The organism is Mesorhizobium sp. M0800 (assembly GCF_040320095.1).
Lineage (GTDB): Bacteria > Pseudomonadota > Alphaproteobacteria > Rhizobiales > Rhizobiaceae > Mesorhizobium.
Map to the genome: position 1 here is coordinate 1 of NZ_JAMYOZ010000058.1, position 16,867 is coordinate 16,867.

The window sequence follows — 16,867 nt, forward strand, 5'->3', positions numbered from 1 at the left end:
GTCGCGTCATCCGATGCTGGCCTCCACTCCAGCCAGCATCTTGAATCACAAAACCGACTGATCCGGAATCCCCTTCGATTCCGTCAAATCAGGAACCGCTCTAAACGTACAAATCTTTGAACGTACAAATTGCCTTCGAAGCCGGAGACTGGCGAAGGACGTCGCGACGTCCAATCTCCCCCCTTGAGGGGGAGATGTCCGGCAGGACAGAGGGGGGCGCGAAGGAACTCGACCTGCGCGCCAAATAACCCTTTCCATCTCCACCGAGCGTGGTTGCCGCCTGCAATTGGTATGGCAGCCTGAAAAAAGCTGGAGCCAGGCCGGATTTTTGCGCGCGCCCTGCGCCGAACTGCGCTAAAGGCTTTTTTGGCCGGACCAGCGCCCATCGTGGAAGTGCCCCGCCGGCCGACATCGCCGCCACGGGGCCTTATTCCATGACCACAGAATCCCAAGTACCATCCGACCAGCGCTATGCCGCCTTTCGCCACCGGCCGTTCCTGAGCTACTGGGCGGCGCGCTTCCTCTCGACATTCTCCACCCAGATCGTGTCGGTCGCCGTCGGCTGGCAGATCTACGATCTCACCCGCGACCCGTTCGACCTCGGCCTTGTCGGCATCGTCCAGTTCCTGCCTTCGCTGCTGCTGGTGCTGGTCACCGGCGACGTTGCCGATCGTTTCGGGCGCCGGCTGATCATGGCGCTGGCGGTGCTGGTCGAGGCGGGCTCCGCCTTGGCCCTCCTGCTGCTGACGCTACGCGGCCTCTCCGGGCCGATGCCGGTCTTCATCGTGCTCGCCATGTTCGGCATCGCGCGCGCCTTCTTCGGGCCGGCCTCCTCATCGCTGTTCGCCAATCTGGTGCCGCCCGAGGATTTCGCCAACGCCATCGCCTGGAACTCGTCCGCCTGGCAGACGGCAACCATCGTCGGGCCGGTCGCCGGCGGCCTGCTCTACGGGCTTTCAGCCGAAGCCGCCTACACCACCGCCGCCGTGCTGATGCTGGTTGCCGCCGTGCTGATCTTCACCATCCCGAAGCCTGCCCAGCGCAGCCGGACCGACAGGCCGACGGTACAGACCCTGTTCGCCGGCTTCGGCTATATCTGGAGCGAAAAGATCGTGCTCGGCGCGATTTCGCTCGATCTGTTTGCGGTGCTCCTGTCCGGCGCCTCGGCGCTGCTGCCGGTCTATGCGCGCGATATCCTCGAACTCGGACCGTGGGGTCTCGGCCTGTTGCGCTCGGCGCCCGGCGTCGGCGCCATCTGCGTCGCCATCTGGCTGGCCGGACACCCGATCCGCAACCATGCCGGCCTTGTCATGCTTGGCTTCGTCGCGCTGTTCGGCGCGTTCACGGTTCTGTTCGGCCTCTCGACCATCACCTGGCTGTCGATCGCGGCCCTTGCGCTGCTCGGCGCCACCGACATGTTCAGCGTCTATATCCGCGAGACGCTGATCCAGCTGTGGACGCCGGACGACGTTCGCGGCCGCGTCAACGCTGTCAACCAGGTGTTTGTCGGCGCTTCGAACGAGCTCGGCGAATTCCGCGCCGGTACCATGGCGGCGTTGATCGGCACGGTTCCGGCCGTGGTGGTCGGGGGTGTCGGGGCGATCGCTGTTGCCGGCCTATGGGCGGTGCTGTTCCCGCAGCTGCGCAAGGTGCGTCATCTCAGGGGGCGAAACTGATTACCGCAGCGCCGGCTTGCCGAAAATCATCGGCAGGAACTCGCCGAGCCAGCGCTTGAGGTGCATGTCCCAGATCAGCCGGCCGCCGAGATGGTCGCGGCCGGGCTGCGCGCCGGGCAGTTCGAAGCGGTGCGCGCCGCGCACCACCCAGCGCTGCATCATCGCCCGGGTCAATTCGCCATGGAACTGAATGCCCCAGGCATTGTCGCCATAGCGGAAGGCCTGGTTGGGATAGGTTTCGGCCGTCGCCAAAAGCGTCGCGTCCTTCGGCAGCGAAAACCCTTCGCGATGGAACTGATAGACCATCTCCGGCCAATGCATCAGCCTGCTGCCCGCTTCGGTCGCCTTCAGCGGATACCAGCCGATTTCGACGAGGCCCTCGCCATGGCCCTCGACCCTGCCGCCAAGATGCTTGACCAGCATTTGCGCGCCGAGGCAGATGCCAAGCAGCGGCCGGTTCTCGTTGAGCGGAATTTTGAGCCAGTCGGTCTCGCGGCGGACGAACTCGTCGCCGTCATTGGCGCTCATCGGCCCGCCGAACACCACGGCGCCGGCATGGCCATCCAGCGTCTGCGGCAAGGCCTCGCCGAGCGGCGGTCGGCGGATGTCGAGGTCGAAGCCTTCCTCGATAAGCATATGGCCGACCCGTCCGGGGCTCGAATGCTCCTGATGCAGCACGATCAGGATCTTTGGTCTCGGACTTGGCTTGGGCGGCATTGGAAGGCGGGATCCTGTCTATTCGTCGCTTGAGGTTCCGGCAGCACCAGGAGCTGCGGCGGCCGCCTTGAGGCGCGCCTCGACACGGTCGCGACGTTCGACGCCGATCAGCTCGGCGACCCGCCACACGGTATTGTCCTCGAGTTCGTGCAGCTCGCCATCGGCATAGACGATCTCCCACATCAGGCCGATGAAGGCCTTTCGCGCCTCGGCGTCGAGATGGCGCTTGAGCACGCTGGTGAAAGCGTAGAGGTCGATCGCCTCATTGTCGGCCCGCTCGCCGGCAGCCGCCAACGCGTCGAGTTCGTCGCCGCTGATCGAGTAGCTTTCCGACAGCACCTTCTTGAACCGTTCCCATTCGGTATCCTGGCGCACCCCGTCGGCGTTCATCACGTGGAAAAGCAGGGCGGACGCGGCAATGCGCGGATCGTCGGCGCTGGGGGTGGCGCCACCACCGGACGGCAGATCCCTTAGAAACGACAAAACGCGTTCGAACATCAAATCATTCCCAATAAGCCCGGGTCCACTCGACCCTGATCAGAATAAACGAAACCGGCGCGTCGATTTATCCGCCGCGTCGTCTGGATCGACGCCGGGGTCGTCGGGCAGCCGCGTCAGCTCCTGCGCCGGCTCGACGGCCTCGGCATCTTCCGGCACTTGGGCAAACGCCGCCGCGGTGATTGGTGTCACATGATCCTCGCCGGCACGGTCGTCCGTCTTTTCCTCGGTCGCTGTGCCCGGTGTCTCCGCCTTGTGCTCGATCGTCCCGGCTCTTTCCTGTACCGGCCTGGCTGGGGCCGCGATGGCCGGCACCGGCGCCTCCGGCGTATCCTCATGACCGTCGATCAACTGCCCGAGCCGCTCCATCGGCGCCCGCCATTCGAATGCATCGAGCCTGCCGGTGATCGGCGATAGCGGAGCCCAGCGTTCGGAGACGACACCATCGGCAACCCAGGCCGGGTCGCGCGGCGCTCTCACCGCCTTCGACAGCAACTGCCGCACCTTGCCCTGGTCGCCGGTCTCGGCCTCCTCGATATCGGCCAGCAGCAGATAGGCGCCTTCGCGGCGATCGATGCGGATGGCGGCTTCCGCCTCGCGGCGGGCGGTTGAAAAATCCTGCGCATCCAGCGCGGCGCGCGCCACGGCAAGCGAGGACTCGGCATGGTTCTGCTTCAGCTCCTGCAGCTTCTTTGCCCGGTTCAGCCGGTCGAGCACGGCATCGCCCGGCCTGGCATGGGTGTAGAGCTCGGCGATCTCCGGATGGGGCTCGGCCTTCCACGCCGCCTCGAGGATTTTCGAGCCCTTGCGCACGTCGTTCTGCGTAAACAGCAATTTCGCCGCGACGACCGCCGCCGGTGCAAAATCCGGCCGCAGCCGGTTGGCTTCGAGCGCCGCCGCCCTTGCGGCATTGGCATCGCTGTCGATCAGCGCCTGCGCCTTGGCGGTCAGCAGCACGGCGCGGCGCCGGTTGGCGGCGTCACGCTCGATCTGCCGGGTCGACTTCTGGGCGTCGACCAGTTTCAGCGCGCCATCCCAGTCGCCGCGTCCGGTCAGGTCTTCCAGCGTCGATTCGGCCGCCCAGGCCAGTTGCGGCGCCACCGCCGCGGCACGGCCGGCATAGTGGCGGGCTGCGTTGCGGTCGCCGAGCCGCTCGGCCTCGAGATAAAGCCCGCGCAGGCCGAGCAGCCGCATTTCGGGATCATCGAGCATGGTCTCGAACTTTTCGCGGGCGCCTTCATGGTCGCCTTCGAGCAGCGAGGCCTGCGCGTCGAGCAGCTGGATCAGCGGCTCCTGATCGGAGCGGATCAGCTTTGCCGCTTCCTTGGTCTTCTTGCGGGCGAGCGCGCCGTCACCGGCGCCGGCGGCGATCATCCCGGTCGACAGCGCCTGGTAGCCGCGGTCGCGGCGACGCACGCGGAAATAGCGCGAGATCGTATAGGGGCTGTTCCACAGCGCCTTGACCAGCCACCAGACGATCATCACCGCGGCAACCACGGCAACGACCGCCACCGCCGCGACCATCAGGCTGACCTGGTATTGATAGCCGTTGAAGGTGACGAGCATTTCGCCCGGCCGGTCGGCCAGCCAGGCGAAGCCGAGCCCGAGCGCAAAGACGGCGGCAAGGAAGGCGAGGATGCGGATCATTGGGTTCCTCACGCCTTCATCGCGCCGGCGATGAGCGAATCGATCTGCATCTCGACGTCCATCCGCGCTTTCAGCTTGCCGGCAAAGTCGGCGCCGGCGGCCTTGGCCGCCTCAGGCAGGGTTTCGTATTCGCTGAGCGCCTTGGCGTAGTCGCCCTGGTTGACCGCGACCTCCATGCGCGCGACGGTTTCCGGAACGCCGGTGCCTTCAACGGCGCCGATCGGCCTGACCTTGACCAGCGATTCGGCGCTGGACAGCAGCTTCTGCAGGATGCCGGCATTCTGGTCGATGGGCGTCGCGGCAGCGACCATCGCGTTGGCGGCGCCGTCCGCTTCGGCGGCGATCTCGGAGCGCATCGGGACGCCCTTTTCGGCATAGGTGCGCAACGTCGCGATCTCGGGTGCATCGGGTGAGATCGCGGCAAAGGTTTCGAGTTCGGCGGCGAACGGTGCACCACGGTCGAGCGCTGCCTTGAGCGCCGAAGCGGCAATGGCCAGTGCGATCTTCGGCTGCGAAGCCTGTGCATCGACCTTGCCCGAGATCTGTGAAACCGACTGTTCCAGGCCCGCAAGCCGGCCTTCCTGCGCCTTTGCCGTGTCGCCGGCCGATTTCACCAGCGCATCGAGCGCGGCTAGCCTTTCGTTGAGCGGGCCGAGATCGACCGGCGCCGTGCCGCCGGCCTTGCCGAGGGCCGCAACCGCCGTCTCGATCTGCCTTACCTTGTCGCCAAGTGCCGCCAGGCCGGCATTGTCGCCGGCACCGCCTTGCTCGACCGCCGACTTCAACGTCGCAACGTCCGCCCTCACCTGATCCAGCGCCGCCGACAGCCCGTCCACCTTGGCCGATGCGTCATTGTTGGCGCCGGACTGTCTGAGGTCCGCGACCTCGCGTTTCAGCGAAACGATCTCACCATTGACCGCGTCGAGCGACACGCCGCCCGACCCCGGCGCACCGAGCAGGCCGGCAAATTGCAGCCCGCCGGCCGCGGCGAGGGCGATGACGCCGCCGATAATACCGGCGGCGATGCCGTTGATGCCGCTTCGCTTCGGCTGCGCTGCCATATGGTCGTCCCTCGTCTCAGCTGTCTTCTCGCCGGAACCTGGGATCCCCGGTTCGTTGGCCCCGCTTCCGCTGGATGCATCTTCGAAACTGTAGTCGGAAACCGTGGAGCGCCCGGCCGGCCCATCCGAACCGGCGGGATAAGGGGTTTCCGCTTCCCTGGCAGAATCGACGCCGGCGTCCGCCGGCTCTTGCGTGCCGGCCGGCGCGGCTGCGTCGGCATGTTCCCATGGCTCGAGATCGGTCTGGTCCGCATGCACCGGCTCTTCAGGTGGCTCCGGCTGCGAGGCGTTCGCCGCTTCCTCGGCCCGCGCCTCGTCGGTCTGCGAGGTCACGGCATCCTGTTCGTCGGCGACTCGCGAGACGGCGCCAGGCTCAAGCTCGATGGTCACCGGCTCACGGCGGCTCTTGGAATGCCGCATCTTCGGCGTCTTGACCATGCTCGGGCTCCGCAAAATTCGCTTCGGGATGGTTTGAAGGGTCTAGCACATCACCAAGCGGTGAAAAGGGGCGGCGTGATGACGCCACGGCTTGGAGTTCAGTTTTGGCAAAACGCCGCAGGGCCGAATCCACGTTTCAAGCCAAGGCCCATGCTCGGCACACAAAAAACCCGCCTCGGCGGGCGGGTCGTTGGAGCCAATTGGCACCGTAACCAAATTAGTAGCATAGCTGCCGGCACAAAGCAAGAACAAAATGTGCCCGAGGGCAGTCATCCACGTTGGCACTGCCCCTCATCGCCCTGCCGGGCACTTCTCCCCGTATAGTGACGGGGAGAAGGGCTGTCACGAGTCTCGACGCTTCTTCTGCAACGCTGGAGGTTGGTGAAATCCTCGACGAAGGCACCCTCTCCCCGTCACTATACGGGAGAGGATGCCGGCAGGCAGGTGAGGGGCGGCGCCAACGTTTGGAACAAGCTGGCACAGAGCAGCGGCGGATGCCGGTCAGCGCGACGCCTGCAAAAGTCCCAGCAGCGCGTCCTCGCTGGGCTCAGGCGCAATCCGGATCTCGGCGACATCGCCCAAGGCCGCGGCGATGCGCCCCGATAATCCGAAAAAGCGCGTTTTTTCAAAAACACCGCGCAGCACCGGCCGGCTAGCCAGGGCCTGCATAGCGGTGGCCGCCTTGGCCGAATAGAGCAGCACCGCCTCGACCGGCCGGGCGGACAGGCGCGCAAGAACGGCCTCGTCGGAGTAATCCAGGACAACGGTGTCGTAGGTCTCGACGGCGCGGACCTGAACGCCCGACGCCAACAGCCCTTCCTCGAAGCCGGGAAATCGCACCCGCCCGCAGAGATAGACGATCGTCCGCCCCGCGTAACCGCCAGCAAGCGCATCGGCCAGCGCCTCGGCATTGCCCGGGCCTTCGCTGACCGACAGAAACCCGGCAGCGCGGGCGGCTTCCGCCGTCATCCTGCCGACGGCGTGGCACGGCAAGCCGGCGAGCGCCGCGATGACCTTTTTGGGCGCATGGCGAACGCCGTTGGCGCTGGTGACCGCGACCGCCGCGGCGTCAGCGAGCGCGCCGGCATCGACCGGCAGCGCCACGGTTCCGGTCAATGGCAGCAGGATCGGCTGAAAGCCGGCATCCGCAAGCCGGCGCCCCGTGCGCGACGCGCCCGGTTCGGGCCTCGTCACAAGGACGCGGAGCATGTCAGGTCCAGCCATCGAAGAATGTTTCGCCGGCCTTGGCCCGAACGGTCGCCGCGGCTTCCGCGCCAATGCGCGCCGCCTCCTGCGCCGGCCCTTGCAGCCTGACTTCATGCGACTGCGTGCCATCGGGCGAGATGATCAGCCCGGCAAAGGAAACCGTTCCGCCCGATATCGTCGCATGTCCGGCGATCGGCGTGCGGCAGGACCCGTCGAGCGCCGCCAGGAAGGCGCGCTCGCAGGCCAGCGCCTCGCCGGTCGGCCCGTCGTGGATCGCTGCCAGCATCTGTTCCACGTCGCGGTCTCCGATGCGGCTTTCGATGCAGATCGCGCCTTGCCCCGGCGCCGGCGGAAAGACCTCGAGCGGCATCAGGTCGGTGACGACGTCTTCGAGCCCGAGCCGCTTCAGCCCGGCATAGGCGAGGATGGTGCCGTCGGCGATGCCGTCGTCGAGCTTGCGCAGCCGCGTCTGCACATTGCCGCGAAACATCACCACTTCGACGTCCGGCCGCATCCGCCGGATCAGCGCCTGGCGCCGCAGCGACGACGAACCGACCCTGGCGCCTTGCGGCAGGCCGGCAATCGTTCGCGCCGCCTTGCCGATGAAGGCATCGCGCGCGTCTTCGCGCGGCAGGAACGCGGACAGTTCCAGCCCCTCGGGCAACAGCGTCGGCATGTCCTTCGACGAATGCACGGCGATGTCGATGCGGCGCGCCAGCAGCGCCTCCTCGATCTCCTTGGTGAACAGGCCCTTGCCGCCGGCTTCCGACAGCGGCCGGTCCTGGATGCGGTCGCCGCTGGTCGAGATGACGACCACCTCGAAAGCTTCCGCCGGCATGCCATGCGCCGCCATCAGTCGCGCCTGCGTTTCATGCGCCTGCGCCAGCGCCAGCGGGCTGCCGCGTGTTCCGATTTTCAAGGTTGTTTGCATGACGCGCCGTCCGTGATAACCCCCGGCAGGTTTTCGGGTTTTCTCCTATCGGGGAAAGGCCGACAGTACAATCTGTACGATTTTTGGACAGCGACGAATTGATCCGCGTTCTGGGCATCGAGACGAGTTGCGACGAGACCGCCGCCAGCGTGGTGGCGCTGGACGGTCGCAGCACGCCGCAAATCCTGTCGAACATCGTGCTCAGCCAGATCGAGGAGCATGCCGCTTTCGGCGGCGTCGTGCCGGAGATCGCCGCGCGCGCCCATGTCGAGGCGCTCGACGGCATCATCGAGGCAGCGCTCGCCGATTCCGGCGTCGACCTCGCCGACATCGATGCGATTGCCGCCACCGCCGGTCCCGGTCTTGTCGGCGGGCTGATCGTCGGCCTGATGACGGCAAAAGCAATCGCCGCGGCAGCCAAAAAACCGCTGATCGCCATCAACCATCTCGAAGGCCACGCGCTGACGGCCAGATTGACCGATGGGCTCGACTTTCCCTACCTCTTGCTGCTGGTCTCCGGCGGCCATACCCAGATCGTCGCCGTACGCGGCGTCGGCGACTACCAGCGCTGGGCGACGACGATCGATGACGCGCTTGGCGAGGCCTTCGACAAGACGGCCAAGATGCTCGGCCTGCCCTATCCGGGCGGACCGAATGTCGAGAAGGCGGCGGCAAATGGCGATGCGGCCCGTTTTGCCTTTCCGCGCCCGATGAAGGGCTCGGTGCAGCCCGATTTTTCCTTCTCCGGCCTCAAGACCGCGGTCCGCCAGGCAGCCACCGCGATCGCCCCGCTGAGCGACCAGGATGTTGCCGATATCTGCGCCTCGTTCCAGGCGGCGGTGGCGGATGCGCTGGGCGACCGTGTGGCGCGGGCGCTGACCCGGTTCCGTCAGCAATTCCCGGACAAGGCCGAGCCTGCATTGGTTGTCGCCGGCGGCGTGGCCGCCAATCGGACCATCAAGGCGACATTGCAGGGCCTGTGCGAGCAGGCCGGGTTCAGCTTCGTCGCGCCGCCGCTTAACCTCTGCACCGACAATGCGGCGATGATCGCCTGGGCCGGCATCGAGCGCTTGCGCGCCGGCATATCAGGTGAAAACGCCGCCGATTTCGTGCCGCGCTCGCGCTGGCCGCTGGACAGCGTCTCGGCCCCGATGGTCGGCTCGGGCCGGCGTGGGGCCAAGGCATGACCGGCAGCGAGCACAAGGCGCCAAGCGGCTGGCGCGTCGCCGTGCTCGGCGGCGGCGCCTGGGGCACGGCGCTGGCGCTGGCCACGCTGCGCGCCGGTCACTTCGTCCGCCTCTATGCGCGCGACCCGGAGACCGTCGCGGCGGTCGACCGTGGCGAAAATCCGCGCTATCTGCCGGGCATCGCGCTCGATCCCGGCATCGTGGCGACGAGCGACATCGAGGCGGCGCTCGACGGTGCTGACTGCGTTCTGGCGGTAGCGCCGGCGCAATCGTTGCGGATTATGCTGACGGCCGCGTCCAGCCATATGCCGAAAGGCGTCCCGCTGGTCCTCTGCGCCAAGGGCATCGAGCGCGACACCGGCGCGCTGCTATCGTCCATCACCGAGGAAATACTGCCGGCAAATCCGGTCGCCGCTTTGTCCGGCCCAAGCTTTGCCACCGACGTCGCCAGGGGCCTGCCGACGGCCGTCGTGGTCGCCGCCCGCGACGAGGCTCTGGCCACCGACCTTGCCGCCCGCTTTTCGGCGGAAAATCTGCGCTGTTATTCGAGCGACGATCTAATCGGCGTCGAGATCGGCGGCGCGCTGAAGAACGTCTTTGCCATTGCCGCGGGTGCCGTCACCGGCGCCGGGCTCGGTGCCAGCGCCCAGGCGGCGATGGTGACGCGCGGCTTCGTCGAATTGCGCCGCATCGGCGCCGCCTTTGGCGCCAGGCCGGAGACGCTGATGGGGCTTTCCGGCCTCGGCGACCTGCTGCTCACCTGCTCGTCCGCGCAGTCGCGCAATTTCGCCTATGGGCTGGCGCTGGGGCAAGGCAAGCCGCTTGCCGGCCTGCCTTTGGCCGAAGGCGTGCCGACGGCGGCAATCGCCGCCCGCATCGCCGGCGAGCGCCGGATCGACGCGCCGATCATCGCCGCCGTCGCCGCCATACTGGACGGCACCATAACCATAGACCAGGCTGTGTCGGCGTTGATGACAAGGCCACTCAAGACCGAAACCGACATGTAATCGCGAACGATTGCGGAGATGGAAAGATGCTGTTTGCGTTGATTTGCAAGGACAAGCCAGGAAGGCTGCAGGTGCGGCTCGATACGCGGCCCAAGCACCTTGCCTTCCTGGAAGGGCTGAACGGCGACAAGAAATTGGCCTTCGCCGGCCCGTTCCTCGACGCCGACGGCAAGCCGAACGGCACTCTCGCCGTTGTCGAGGCGCCCGATCTGGCTGCGGCAAAAGCCCTGTCGGCGGCCGATCCCTATACCAAGGCAGGGCTGTTCGAAAGCGTCGAAATCCGGCAGTGGAACTGGAGCTTCAACAAGCCGGCGGATATCTGATGCATGTCGCGCAAAAGTGTGCAGCGGTTTTGTGATAACGACATGCATACAACAAGAACCTAAAGCGCGTCGCATGAGGCCGGTCGAACGCGACGCGCTTTTAGTCGCGGCGGCACCTGAGGAGGGAGCAACACAATGAACTACTGGCTGTTCAAATCCGAGCCTTCGGTCTTCTCCTTCGAGGACCTCAAGGCCAAGGGCAAGGCCGGCACGCAATGGGACGGCGTGCGCAATTATGCGGCGCGCAACAACATGAAGGCGATGCAGATCGGCGATCTCGGCTTCTTCTACCATTCCAATGACGGGCTGGACATCGTCGGCATCGCCGAAGTCTGCGCTCTGGCCCATCAGGACAGCACCACCGACGACCCCCGCTGGGAATGCGTCGACATCCGCGCCTTCAAGGCCATGCCGAAGCCGGTGACGCTGGAGCAAGCCAAGGCCAATCAAAAGCTGGCCGACATGGCGCTGGTGCGGCTCGGGCGGCTGTCTGTGCAGCCGGTGACGCCGGCCGAATGGCAAGAGGTTTGCCGCATGGGCGGCCTGACGCCGGCGCCATGACGGCGCTGACGCCGGACAGCGCCAGGAAATTCATCCTCGACAACACGACGCTGATGGCGCCGCCGCATGTGCCGGAGATCCGCCTGCACCTGGCCGACGACGCGCACGAACTGTGGCGGCGGACCGAGGACGAGCTGACCGAAATCGGCCTGCCGCCGCCCTTCTGGGCTTTTGCCTGGGCCGGCGGCCAAGGCCTTGCCCGCTACATCCTCGACAATCCGGCGGCGGTGCGCGGCAAGCGCGTGCTGGACTTCGCCTCCGGCTCCGGCCTTGTCGCCATTGCCGCGGTGAAGGCCGGAGCTGCCGAGGTGATCGCCGCCGATATCGACCCGTTCTGCGCGACCGCGATCCGCCTCAATGGCGAGGCAAATGGGGTCGAGATAGAATTGCTCGCCGGCGACTGCATCGGCACCGATGCGGGCTGGGACGTGGTGCTGGCCGGCGACGTCTTCTATGACAAAACTTTCGCCGACAGGCTGATGCCGTGGTTCGCGGCGTTGAGGGCACGTGGCGCCGACATCCTCGTCGGCGATCCCGGCCGTTCCTATCTGCCGAAGGCGGGGCTGGATCCGCTTGCCGTCTACGAAGTGGCGGTGACCCGCGCGCTGGAAGACGCCGAGGTCAAGCGCACCACCGTCTGGCGCCTTGCTTGACGGCATCGCCGAACAGGCGTTCCATCGCGTAATCGACCGGAGGGAACCATGGATTTTTCAGCAATCAATTGGCTGGCGGTAATCGTCGCCGCCGTCGTGGCGTGGCTGTTCGGCGCGGCCTGGTACATGGGCTTGAGCAAGCCGTGGCTGAAGGCCGCCAAGCTTGATCCGGCGACGATGAGCAAATCGATGCTACCCTTCGTCGTCTCCTTCATCGCGGAGCTCGTCATGGCGCTGGTCATGTCGCTGATCATCGGCGCCGTAACCGGCGGCGAGCCGAGCCTGCTTGCCGGGGTGATCTTCGGCTTCGTTCTCTGGCTGGGGTTCGTCGCCACCACGCTTTCGGTCAACCATCGCTACGAAGGTTTCGGCTGGGATCTGACGCTCATCGATGTTGGTCACTGGCTCGGCGTGCTGCTTCTCATCGGCGCGGTGATCGGCTGGTTCGGCGCCGCGGCGGGCTGACCGTCAGCTCGGGGTCTTGGCGATTTCCTCGAGAAGCCAATCGCGAAAGGCGACGATGCGCGGATCATTCGCCGCGGTCTCCGGATAGACCAGGAAATAGGCGAATTCAGGCGCGACCTTGATGCCGAGTTCGAAGGGCCGGATCAGCCTGCCTTCGGACAGGTCGTTTGCCACCATGGCGAAATCGGCGAGCGCGACCGCGTTGCCGTCGAGCGCGGCCTGGACGGCATCGGTCGAGTTGCCGAACACGATGGTCCGGCTGTCGTCGAAATCATCGACGCCCGCCGCCGCCATCCATATGCTCCAATTCGGCCAGGTGACGCCCTGGCGCGACCACTCGATATGGGCCAGCGTATGATGGAACAGGTCGCGCGGCTCCTTGAGCGGCGGCCCTGACCGCAGCAAGGCCGGGCTGCAGACGGGGATGATGACGTTTTCGAACAGCCGGTGCGAGCGAAGCCCCGGATATTTGCCGGTGCCGAAACGGATGCCGAGATCGACGTCGTCGCGATCGAAGTCGCGCACCTCGTAACTGATGTCGAAACGCAGCTCGATTGCCGGATGCTGCTTGCGAAAATCGTCGACGCGCCGCATCAGCCACTTCGTCGCGAATTGCGCATCGAGGGTGACCTTCAGCAGCGCCGATCCGCGCGCCGCCTTCTGCGCCCGTGAGACGGCCCGGCCAAGCAGGTCGAGCGCATCGGTCGAAGCTTCGAACAGCACCGCGCCCGCCTCGGTCAGCCGGATCGTGCGGCTGGTGCGTGTGAACAGCACGATGCCGAGCTGATCCTCGATTTCCTTGATCTGATGGCTGACCGCTGCCGGCGTCAGGCCGAGCTCGTCGGCGGCGCGGGTGAAATTGAGGTGCCGGGCCGCTGCCTCCAGCGTCCGCAGCGCACGGGTTCCAGGCAGCAGGCGCGCCATCAGTGCCAGACGAGGAGGGTTCGGTCGAGCATTCCAATCATCAAACAAAACTTGAAGATGCAGAAAAAACTACTCGTTTCTCGTTTGAATTTCAATCCGCCATGCTCTGAGCATCGAAGAAACATCAAACCGGATTTGATGTCCGGAGAAGCGGATTGCACCATGTCTGACATCGCCTTGCGCTCGGTAATCCTCCGCCCGGCCTGGCTGCGCGCCGTGCTTGACTGGTTTCGCCATGCAAAAATCGCCGTCAATCTTCCCTGCGAGAATGTCGAGGATCTCTCCGATCGCCAGCTTCGCGACATCGGCGGCGAACGCAAGGACATCGCACGCGCCATGGACCGCGAACTCGGCCGGCTCGGGCTTCTCGACATCGGTTGGCAAAGGAGTAGGGGAGTAGGGGAGTAGGAAAGCTAAGCGGCGCGCCCGCGCCTGTCTTACCCTTACTGCCCTATTCCCCTACCCCCTTATTCCCCTACTCCCTTTACCTTACCACCCTTACCACCGTCCGCTCCGACAGCAGCGGCAGCAGCTGTGCCATGGTGCGGGCCGTTACCGCGACGCAGCCTTGCGTCGGCGTGAAGCCGGGGCGCGCCAGGTGGAAGAAGATGGCGCTGCCGCGCCCGCGCCGGCGCGGCACAATGTTCCAGTCCAGCACCAGGCAGGCGTCATAGAGATCGTCGGTGCGCAGCATCCGCTCATGGCTGGCGCCATAGGGGATTTTGACCGGGCGGTTGTAGTTGCGGTCCTCGGGCACTTCGCACCAGCCAAGATCGCGGCCGATCGGCGTCATCGCCAGCCGCGTCCGGCGACCGCCGGCAAAACGGTCGCCGCGAAAATATCCCGACAATATCCGCATCGAGGCAAGCGGCGTGGCGCCGTCGCCCTCGCGCTTGCCGGCCGAGATGCCGCCATGCCCCAGCGCACATGGAAACACCAGTTTGCCGGCCTGCAGAAAGCCTTGGCTGGGTTGGCCGGGGCGCGCGCGCACGGTGAGCACGGTGAGCCCTTTCGGCAAAATTGCGCCGACTGCATTGCGATCGTGTTTTTTCTTGTATGATCGTGCCACGGAACAAATCACTGTGAACGGCTGTTGTGCCGGTCAGCTTCCGCATAAACAGGCAGCGGTCAACTGAAATCTCTTTTCAAAACAACGGATTGATCCATGACTTCACGCACCATTCTGATCGTCGACGACGATGACGACCTGCGCGGCACCCTTGTCGAGCAATTGTCGCTTTATGAGGAATTCGATGTCCTGCAGGAAGCGACCGCCGCCAAAGGCGTCGCCACGGCGCGTGGCGGGCTCATCGACCTGCTCATCATGGATGTCGGCCTGCCCGACATGGATGGCCGCGAGGCGGTAAAGATATTGCGCAAGGGCGGCTACAAGGCGCCGATCATCATGCTGACCGGCCATGATACCGATTCCGACACCATCCTTGGCCTCGAGGCCGGCGCCAACGACTATGTGACGAAGCCGTTCCGTTTTGCCGTGCTGCTGGCCCGCATCCGCGCGCAGTTGCGCCAGCACGAACAGAGCGAGGACGCCACTTTCTCGGTCGGCCCCTACACGTTCAAGCCCAGCCAGAAGCTTCTGATCGACCCGCGCGGGGCCAAGGTGCGGCTGACCGAAAAGGAAGCCTCGATCATCAAATATCTCTACCGTGCCGACCAGAAGGTGGTGACCCGCGACGTGCTGCTGGAGGAAGTCTGGGGCTACAATTCCGGCGTCACCACGCATACGCTCGAAACTCACGTCTACCGGCTGCGCCAGAAGATCGAGCGCGATCCTTCCAACGCGGAAATTCTCGTGACAGAAAGCGGCGGCTACAAGCTGGTTCCTTAAACATTTCATTATTCAAATAAGCGATCCGGGCGGGGCGCTTTTCGGGTACGGTCCTGAGGCTGGAGGTGGTTTTGGATCGGCCTCGTAGGGGAGGAGTCGGGCTGACGGTTCGGGGACATAGCTAGATGGCGCTGGATGACGACATCCGCATCCTGTCCACCGTGAGGCTCTTCGAGGGCTTTACGCAGGAACAACTGCGTCTGCTCGCCTTCGGCGCCGAAACCACCATGTTGAAAGCCGACCACAAGCTTTACCGCGAGGACGACGAGGCTGATTCGGCCTACATCGTGGTCAGCGGCCGCATCGTGCTCTACCGCGAGCACGACGGCGAGCGCATCCCGATCGGCACCGCCGGCCCCGGCACCATACTCAGCGAACTGGCGCTGATCGCCGACACCAACCGGCTGACCAGCGCCTCCGCCGAAATCGATTCGGAAGTGCTGCGGCTCAGCCGCAAGATGTTCCGCCGCATCCTCGAGGAATACCCGGAACTGGCGGTTCACTTGCACCGGCGCATTTTGGAGGATTTCCAGGCGATGATCCGCCGCATCGAGGAACTTGGGCCGCGTTTTGCCGGCTAACATAGCGCCTCTGGCCTAACCAGATCGATTTCGGAACTGCGAGGGCTCAGGGCCGGTGCGTTGCGGAAACAAGCTCGGCCTTGCGCCGTGCCGTCTCCAGTCCGAGCGCAATGAAGCGGCGCGCATGCTTGGCCAACTCCATATTGTCGGTCCACAGATTGCGCCAGATCGCGGTTTTCCGCGACAGGTTCGCGTCCACGATTTCCGAGGAGAAGGATTCGAAGCTGAGGTCGTCGCTGTAGCCGATGGCGGTCAGCGCATCGAATATCGCGGCAAAATCGATATTGCCGGTGCCGAGGAAACCGCGATGGCTCTCGCCGATATGGACATAGCCGATCTTCCCGACCGCATTGCGAATGGCCAAGCCGACATCGGCCTCCTCGATGTTCATGTGGAAGCTGTCGAGATGCAGGAAGATATTGTCGGAGCCGCTGTCCGCGATGAAGGCCATGCCTTGCGCGGCGGTGTTGAGCAGATTGCTTTCGAAGCGGTTGACGATTTCGAGGTTGAGGGTGACGCCGGCTGATTTTGCCGTGTCCGCCACCTCGGCCAGCGTGCCGGCGCTGCGGTTCCACTGGTCGTGGCTCGGCGCCTCGCTCTGCAAGCCGTGGCTGGTGCTGAGGATGCCGGCAACCTTCTGGCCGCCGAGATCGCGGGTCAGCGCGATCGTACGTTTCAGGATTTCGACACCGTGCGCGGCAATCGTTTTGTCGGCGCTCGAAATATCGCCGTCGGCCGGCAATCCAATGCTGATCGCAACGCCGAGGCCGAGATCGGCGATCCGCTTGGCCAAGCCGTCAATGTCGACATTGGCGGGGTCGAGATAGGAGAATTCGATCAGGTCGAAGCCGGCTTCCCTGGTGTTGGCCAGCGTCCGCTCGAGGTCGCCCTGCGCCGAGCTCGCCGACCAGACGAATGAGTGGATTCCGATGCGCGACATGATCGTCTCCGGTTATTTCCAGCTGACCCAAGTCCAAAGCGGTTTTGGCAATCCGATGCTCGGACAAAAAGGTGCGGCCGGGCAACACCCCCCCACCAAGGGGGTGTGGCGTTTAGCGCCGCGCGACCGCCCATGTAATAAATAAAAATTTTGGGGGAGCTGAAGATAGGGTGGAGGAGGCACCGCCGCCAAGCCCCGGGAGT

At 65.2% G+C, this 16,867-nt stretch carries 20 protein-coding genes; 11 read left to right on the forward strand and 9 right to left on the reverse strand.

Features of this window, described 5'->3' with window-relative positions:
• The first annotated feature begins 434 nt into the window (after positions 1-434).
• Positions 435-1,676, forward strand: a complete 1,242-nt coding sequence (locus NKI18_RS32465) for an MFS transporter (protein WP_352622313.1) — start codon at positions 435-437, stop codon at positions 1,674-1,676.
• On the opposite strand, the gene NKI18_RS32470 is transcribed toward NKI18_RS32465, so the two are convergent.
• From NKI18_RS32470 to hemC, 6 genes are all read right to left on the reverse strand, one after another.
• Complete coding sequence (locus NKI18_RS32470; RefSeq protein ID WP_292657163.1) at positions 1,677-2,393, reverse strand: glutamine amidotransferase; 717 nt, start codon at positions 2,391-2,393, stop codon at positions 1,677-1,679. It lies immediately after the preceding gene.
• An 18-nt stretch (positions 2,394-2,411) separates the two neighbouring features.
• Positions 2,412-2,891: a tellurite resistance TerB family protein gene (locus tag NKI18_RS32475; RefSeq protein WP_352622315.1), complete on the reverse strand. Its 480-nt coding sequence runs from the start codon at positions 2,889-2,891 to the stop codon at positions 2,412-2,414.
• A gap of 39 nt (positions 2,892-2,930) precedes the next feature.
• On the reverse strand, positions 2,931-4,538 hold the full coding sequence (locus NKI18_RS32480; protein WP_352622317.1) for a heme biosynthesis protein HemY: 1,608 nt from the start codon (positions 4,536-4,538) through the stop codon (positions 2,931-2,933).
• Positions 4,539-4,546: 8 nt separating this feature from the next.
• Positions 4,547-6,037, reverse strand: a complete 1,491-nt coding sequence (locus NKI18_RS32485) for a COG4223 family protein (RefSeq protein ID WP_352622319.1) — start codon at positions 6,035-6,037, stop codon at positions 4,547-4,549.
• A 501-nt stretch (positions 6,038-6,538) separates the two neighbouring features.
• Positions 6,539-7,246 carry a uroporphyrinogen-III synthase gene (locus NKI18_RS32490; RefSeq protein ID WP_352622321.1) on the reverse strand — a complete coding sequence of 236 codons (708 nt, stop codon included), beginning with the start codon at positions 7,244-7,246 and terminating at the stop codon, positions 6,539-6,541.
• Position 7,247: 1 nt separating this feature from the next.
• Complete coding sequence (gene hemC / locus NKI18_RS32495; protein ID WP_352594136.1) at positions 7,248-8,174, reverse strand: hydroxymethylbilane synthase; 927 nt, start codon at positions 8,172-8,174, stop codon at positions 7,248-7,250.
• A 101-nt stretch (positions 8,175-8,275) separates the two neighbouring features.
• On the opposite strand from hemC, the gene tsaD reads away from it, so the two are divergent.
• The 6 genes from tsaD to NKI18_RS32525 all read left to right on the forward strand — a co-directional run bounded on the left by tsaD (position 8,276) and on the right by NKI18_RS32525 (position 12,370).
• Positions 8,276-9,361, forward strand: coding sequence for a tRNA (adenosine(37)-N6)-threonylcarbamoyltransferase complex transferase subunit TsaD (gene tsaD / locus NKI18_RS32500; protein WP_352622330.1), 1,086 nt, complete (start codon positions 8,276-8,278; stop codon positions 9,359-9,361).
• Complete coding sequence (locus NKI18_RS32505; RefSeq protein WP_352578128.1) at positions 9,358-10,368, forward strand: NAD(P)H-dependent glycerol-3-phosphate dehydrogenase; 1,011 nt, start codon at positions 9,358-9,360, stop codon at positions 10,366-10,368. The genes tsaD and NKI18_RS32505 overlap by 4 nt, the downstream gene beginning before the upstream one ends.
• A 26-nt stretch (positions 10,369-10,394) precedes the next feature.
• Entirely contained in the window at positions 10,395-10,691 is a 297-nt protein-coding gene (locus tag NKI18_RS32510; protein ID WP_352509118.1) for a YciI-like protein, read from the forward strand.
• A gap of 135 nt (positions 10,692-10,826) precedes the next feature.
• Entirely contained in the window at positions 10,827-11,252 is a 426-nt protein-coding gene (locus NKI18_RS32515; protein ID WP_352456302.1) for an EVE domain-containing protein, read from the forward strand.
• Positions 11,249-11,905 carry a class I SAM-dependent methyltransferase gene (locus tag NKI18_RS32520; protein ID WP_352622332.1) on the forward strand — a complete coding sequence of 219 codons (657 nt, stop codon included), beginning with the start codon at positions 11,249-11,251 and terminating at the stop codon, positions 11,903-11,905. The genes NKI18_RS32515 and NKI18_RS32520 overlap by 4 nt, the downstream gene beginning before the upstream one ends.
• 48 nt (positions 11,906-11,953) lie before the next feature.
• Positions 11,954-12,370, forward strand: a complete 417-nt coding sequence (locus NKI18_RS32525; RefSeq protein ID WP_023680475.1) for a DUF1761 domain-containing protein — start codon at positions 11,954-11,956, stop codon at positions 12,368-12,370.
• 3 nt (positions 12,371-12,373) lie between these two features.
• On the opposite strand, the gene gcvA is transcribed toward NKI18_RS32525, so the two are convergent.
• A complete protein-coding gene (gene gcvA / locus NKI18_RS32530; RefSeq protein ID WP_352622324.1) occupies positions 12,374-13,294 on the reverse strand; it encodes a transcriptional regulator GcvA in 921 nt (306 codons plus the stop codon).
• A 162-nt stretch (positions 13,295-13,456) separates the two neighbouring features.
• On the opposite strand from gcvA, the gene NKI18_RS32535 reads away from it, so the two are divergent.
• Positions 13,457-13,702, forward strand: coding sequence for a hypothetical protein (locus NKI18_RS32535; RefSeq protein WP_352622334.1), 246 nt, complete (start codon positions 13,457-13,459; stop codon positions 13,700-13,702).
• Positions 13,703-13,778: 76 nt separating this feature from the next.
• Here the strand turns inward: NKI18_RS32535 and NKI18_RS32540 are convergent, their stop codons facing one another.
• A complete protein-coding gene (locus NKI18_RS32540; RefSeq protein ID WP_352622336.1) occupies positions 13,779-14,315 on the reverse strand; it encodes a L,D-transpeptidase family protein in 537 nt (178 codons plus the stop codon).
• A 144-nt stretch (positions 14,316-14,459) separates the two neighbouring features.
• On the opposite strand from NKI18_RS32540, the gene NKI18_RS32545 reads away from it, so the two are divergent.
• Both NKI18_RS32545 and NKI18_RS32550 read left to right on the forward strand, forming a co-directional pair.
• Positions 14,460-15,143: a response regulator transcription factor gene (locus NKI18_RS32545; protein WP_023680479.1), complete on the forward strand. Its 684-nt coding sequence runs from the start codon at positions 14,460-14,462 to the stop codon at positions 15,141-15,143.
• A gap of 125 nt (positions 15,144-15,268) precedes the next feature.
• Complete coding sequence (locus NKI18_RS32550) at positions 15,269-15,724, forward strand: Crp/Fnr family transcriptional regulator (RefSeq protein ID WP_352622326.1); 456 nt, start codon at positions 15,269-15,271, stop codon at positions 15,722-15,724.
• Positions 15,725-15,770: 46 nt separating this feature from the next.
• Here the strand turns inward: NKI18_RS32550 and NKI18_RS32555 are convergent, their stop codons facing one another.
• Positions 15,771-16,664, reverse strand: a complete 894-nt coding sequence (locus NKI18_RS32555) for a sugar phosphate isomerase/epimerase family protein (RefSeq protein WP_352622328.1) — start codon at positions 16,662-16,664, stop codon at positions 15,771-15,773.
• Between NKI18_RS32555 and NKI18_RS32560 the strand changes: the two genes are divergently transcribed.
• On the forward strand, positions 16,654-16,809 hold the full coding sequence (locus tag NKI18_RS32560) for a hypothetical protein (protein WP_353021925.1): 156 nt from the start codon (positions 16,654-16,656) through the stop codon (positions 16,807-16,809). The genes NKI18_RS32555 and NKI18_RS32560 overlap by 11 nt on opposite strands.
• Positions 16,810-16,867 lie beyond the last annotated feature (58 nt).

What these genes read in the sequence shown, in the direction of transcription:
- NKI18_RS32560 (WP_353021925.1), top strand. Translation starts at nt 16,654, where the DNA reads ATGCGCGACATGATCGTCTCCGGTTATTTCCAGCTGACCCAAGTCCAA.
- NKI18_RS32485 (WP_352622319.1), bottom strand. Translation starts at nt 6,037, where the DNA reads ATGGTCAAGACGCCGAAGATGCGGCATTCCAAGAGCCGCCGTGAGCCG.
- NKI18_RS32520 (WP_352622332.1), top strand. Translation starts at nt 11,249, where the DNA reads ATGACGGCGCTGACGCCGGACAGCGCCAGGAAATTCATCCTCGACAAC.
- NKI18_RS32470 (WP_292657163.1), bottom strand. Translation starts at nt 2,393, where the DNA reads ATGCCGCCCAAGCCAAGTCCGAGACCAAAGATCCTGATCGTGCTGCAT.
- NKI18_RS32505 (WP_352578128.1), top strand. Translation starts at nt 9,358, where the DNA reads ATGACCGGCAGCGAGCACAAGGCGCCAAGCGGCTGGCGCGTCGCCGTG.
- gcvA (WP_352622324.1), bottom strand. Translation starts at nt 13,294, where the DNA reads ATGGCGCGCCTGCTGCCTGGAACCCGTGCGCTGCGGACGCTGGAGGCA.
- NKI18_RS32480 (WP_352622317.1), bottom strand. Translation starts at nt 4,538, where the DNA reads ATGATCCGCATCCTCGCCTTCCTTGCCGCCGTCTTTGCGCTCGGGCTC.
- NKI18_RS32525 (WP_023680475.1), top strand. Translation starts at nt 11,954, where the DNA reads ATGGATTTTTCAGCAATCAATTGGCTGGCGGTAATCGTCGCCGCCGTC.
- NKI18_RS32465 (WP_352622313.1), top strand. Translation starts at nt 435, where the DNA reads ATGACCACAGAATCCCAAGTACCATCCGACCAGCGCTATGCCGCCTTT.
- NKI18_RS32555 (WP_352622328.1), bottom strand. Translation starts at nt 16,664, where the DNA reads ATGTCGCGCATCGGAATCCACTCATTCGTCTGGTCGGCGAGCTCGGCG.
- NKI18_RS32475 (WP_352622315.1), bottom strand. Translation starts at nt 2,891, where the DNA reads ATGTTCGAACGCGTTTTGTCGTTTCTAAGGGATCTGCCGTCCGGTGGT.
- NKI18_RS32515 (WP_352456302.1), top strand. Translation starts at nt 10,827, where the DNA reads ATGAACTACTGGCTGTTCAAATCCGAGCCTTCGGTCTTCTCCTTCGAG.
- NKI18_RS32490 (WP_352622321.1), bottom strand. Translation starts at nt 7,246, where the DNA reads ATGCTCCGCGTCCTTGTGACGAGGCCCGAACCGGGCGCGTCGCGCACG.
- NKI18_RS32535 (WP_352622334.1), top strand. Translation starts at nt 13,457, where the DNA reads ATGTCTGACATCGCCTTGCGCTCGGTAATCCTCCGCCCGGCCTGGCTG.
- NKI18_RS32550 (WP_352622326.1), top strand. Translation starts at nt 15,269, where the DNA reads ATGGCGCTGGATGACGACATCCGCATCCTGTCCACCGTGAGGCTCTTC.
- hemC (WP_352594136.1), bottom strand. Translation starts at nt 8,174, where the DNA reads ATGCAAACAACCTTGAAAATCGGAACACGCGGCAGCCCGCTGGCGCTG.
- NKI18_RS32510 (WP_352509118.1), top strand. Translation starts at nt 10,395, where the DNA reads ATGCTGTTTGCGTTGATTTGCAAGGACAAGCCAGGAAGGCTGCAGGTG.
- NKI18_RS32545 (WP_023680479.1), top strand. Translation starts at nt 14,460, where the DNA reads ATGACTTCACGCACCATTCTGATCGTCGACGACGATGACGACCTGCGC.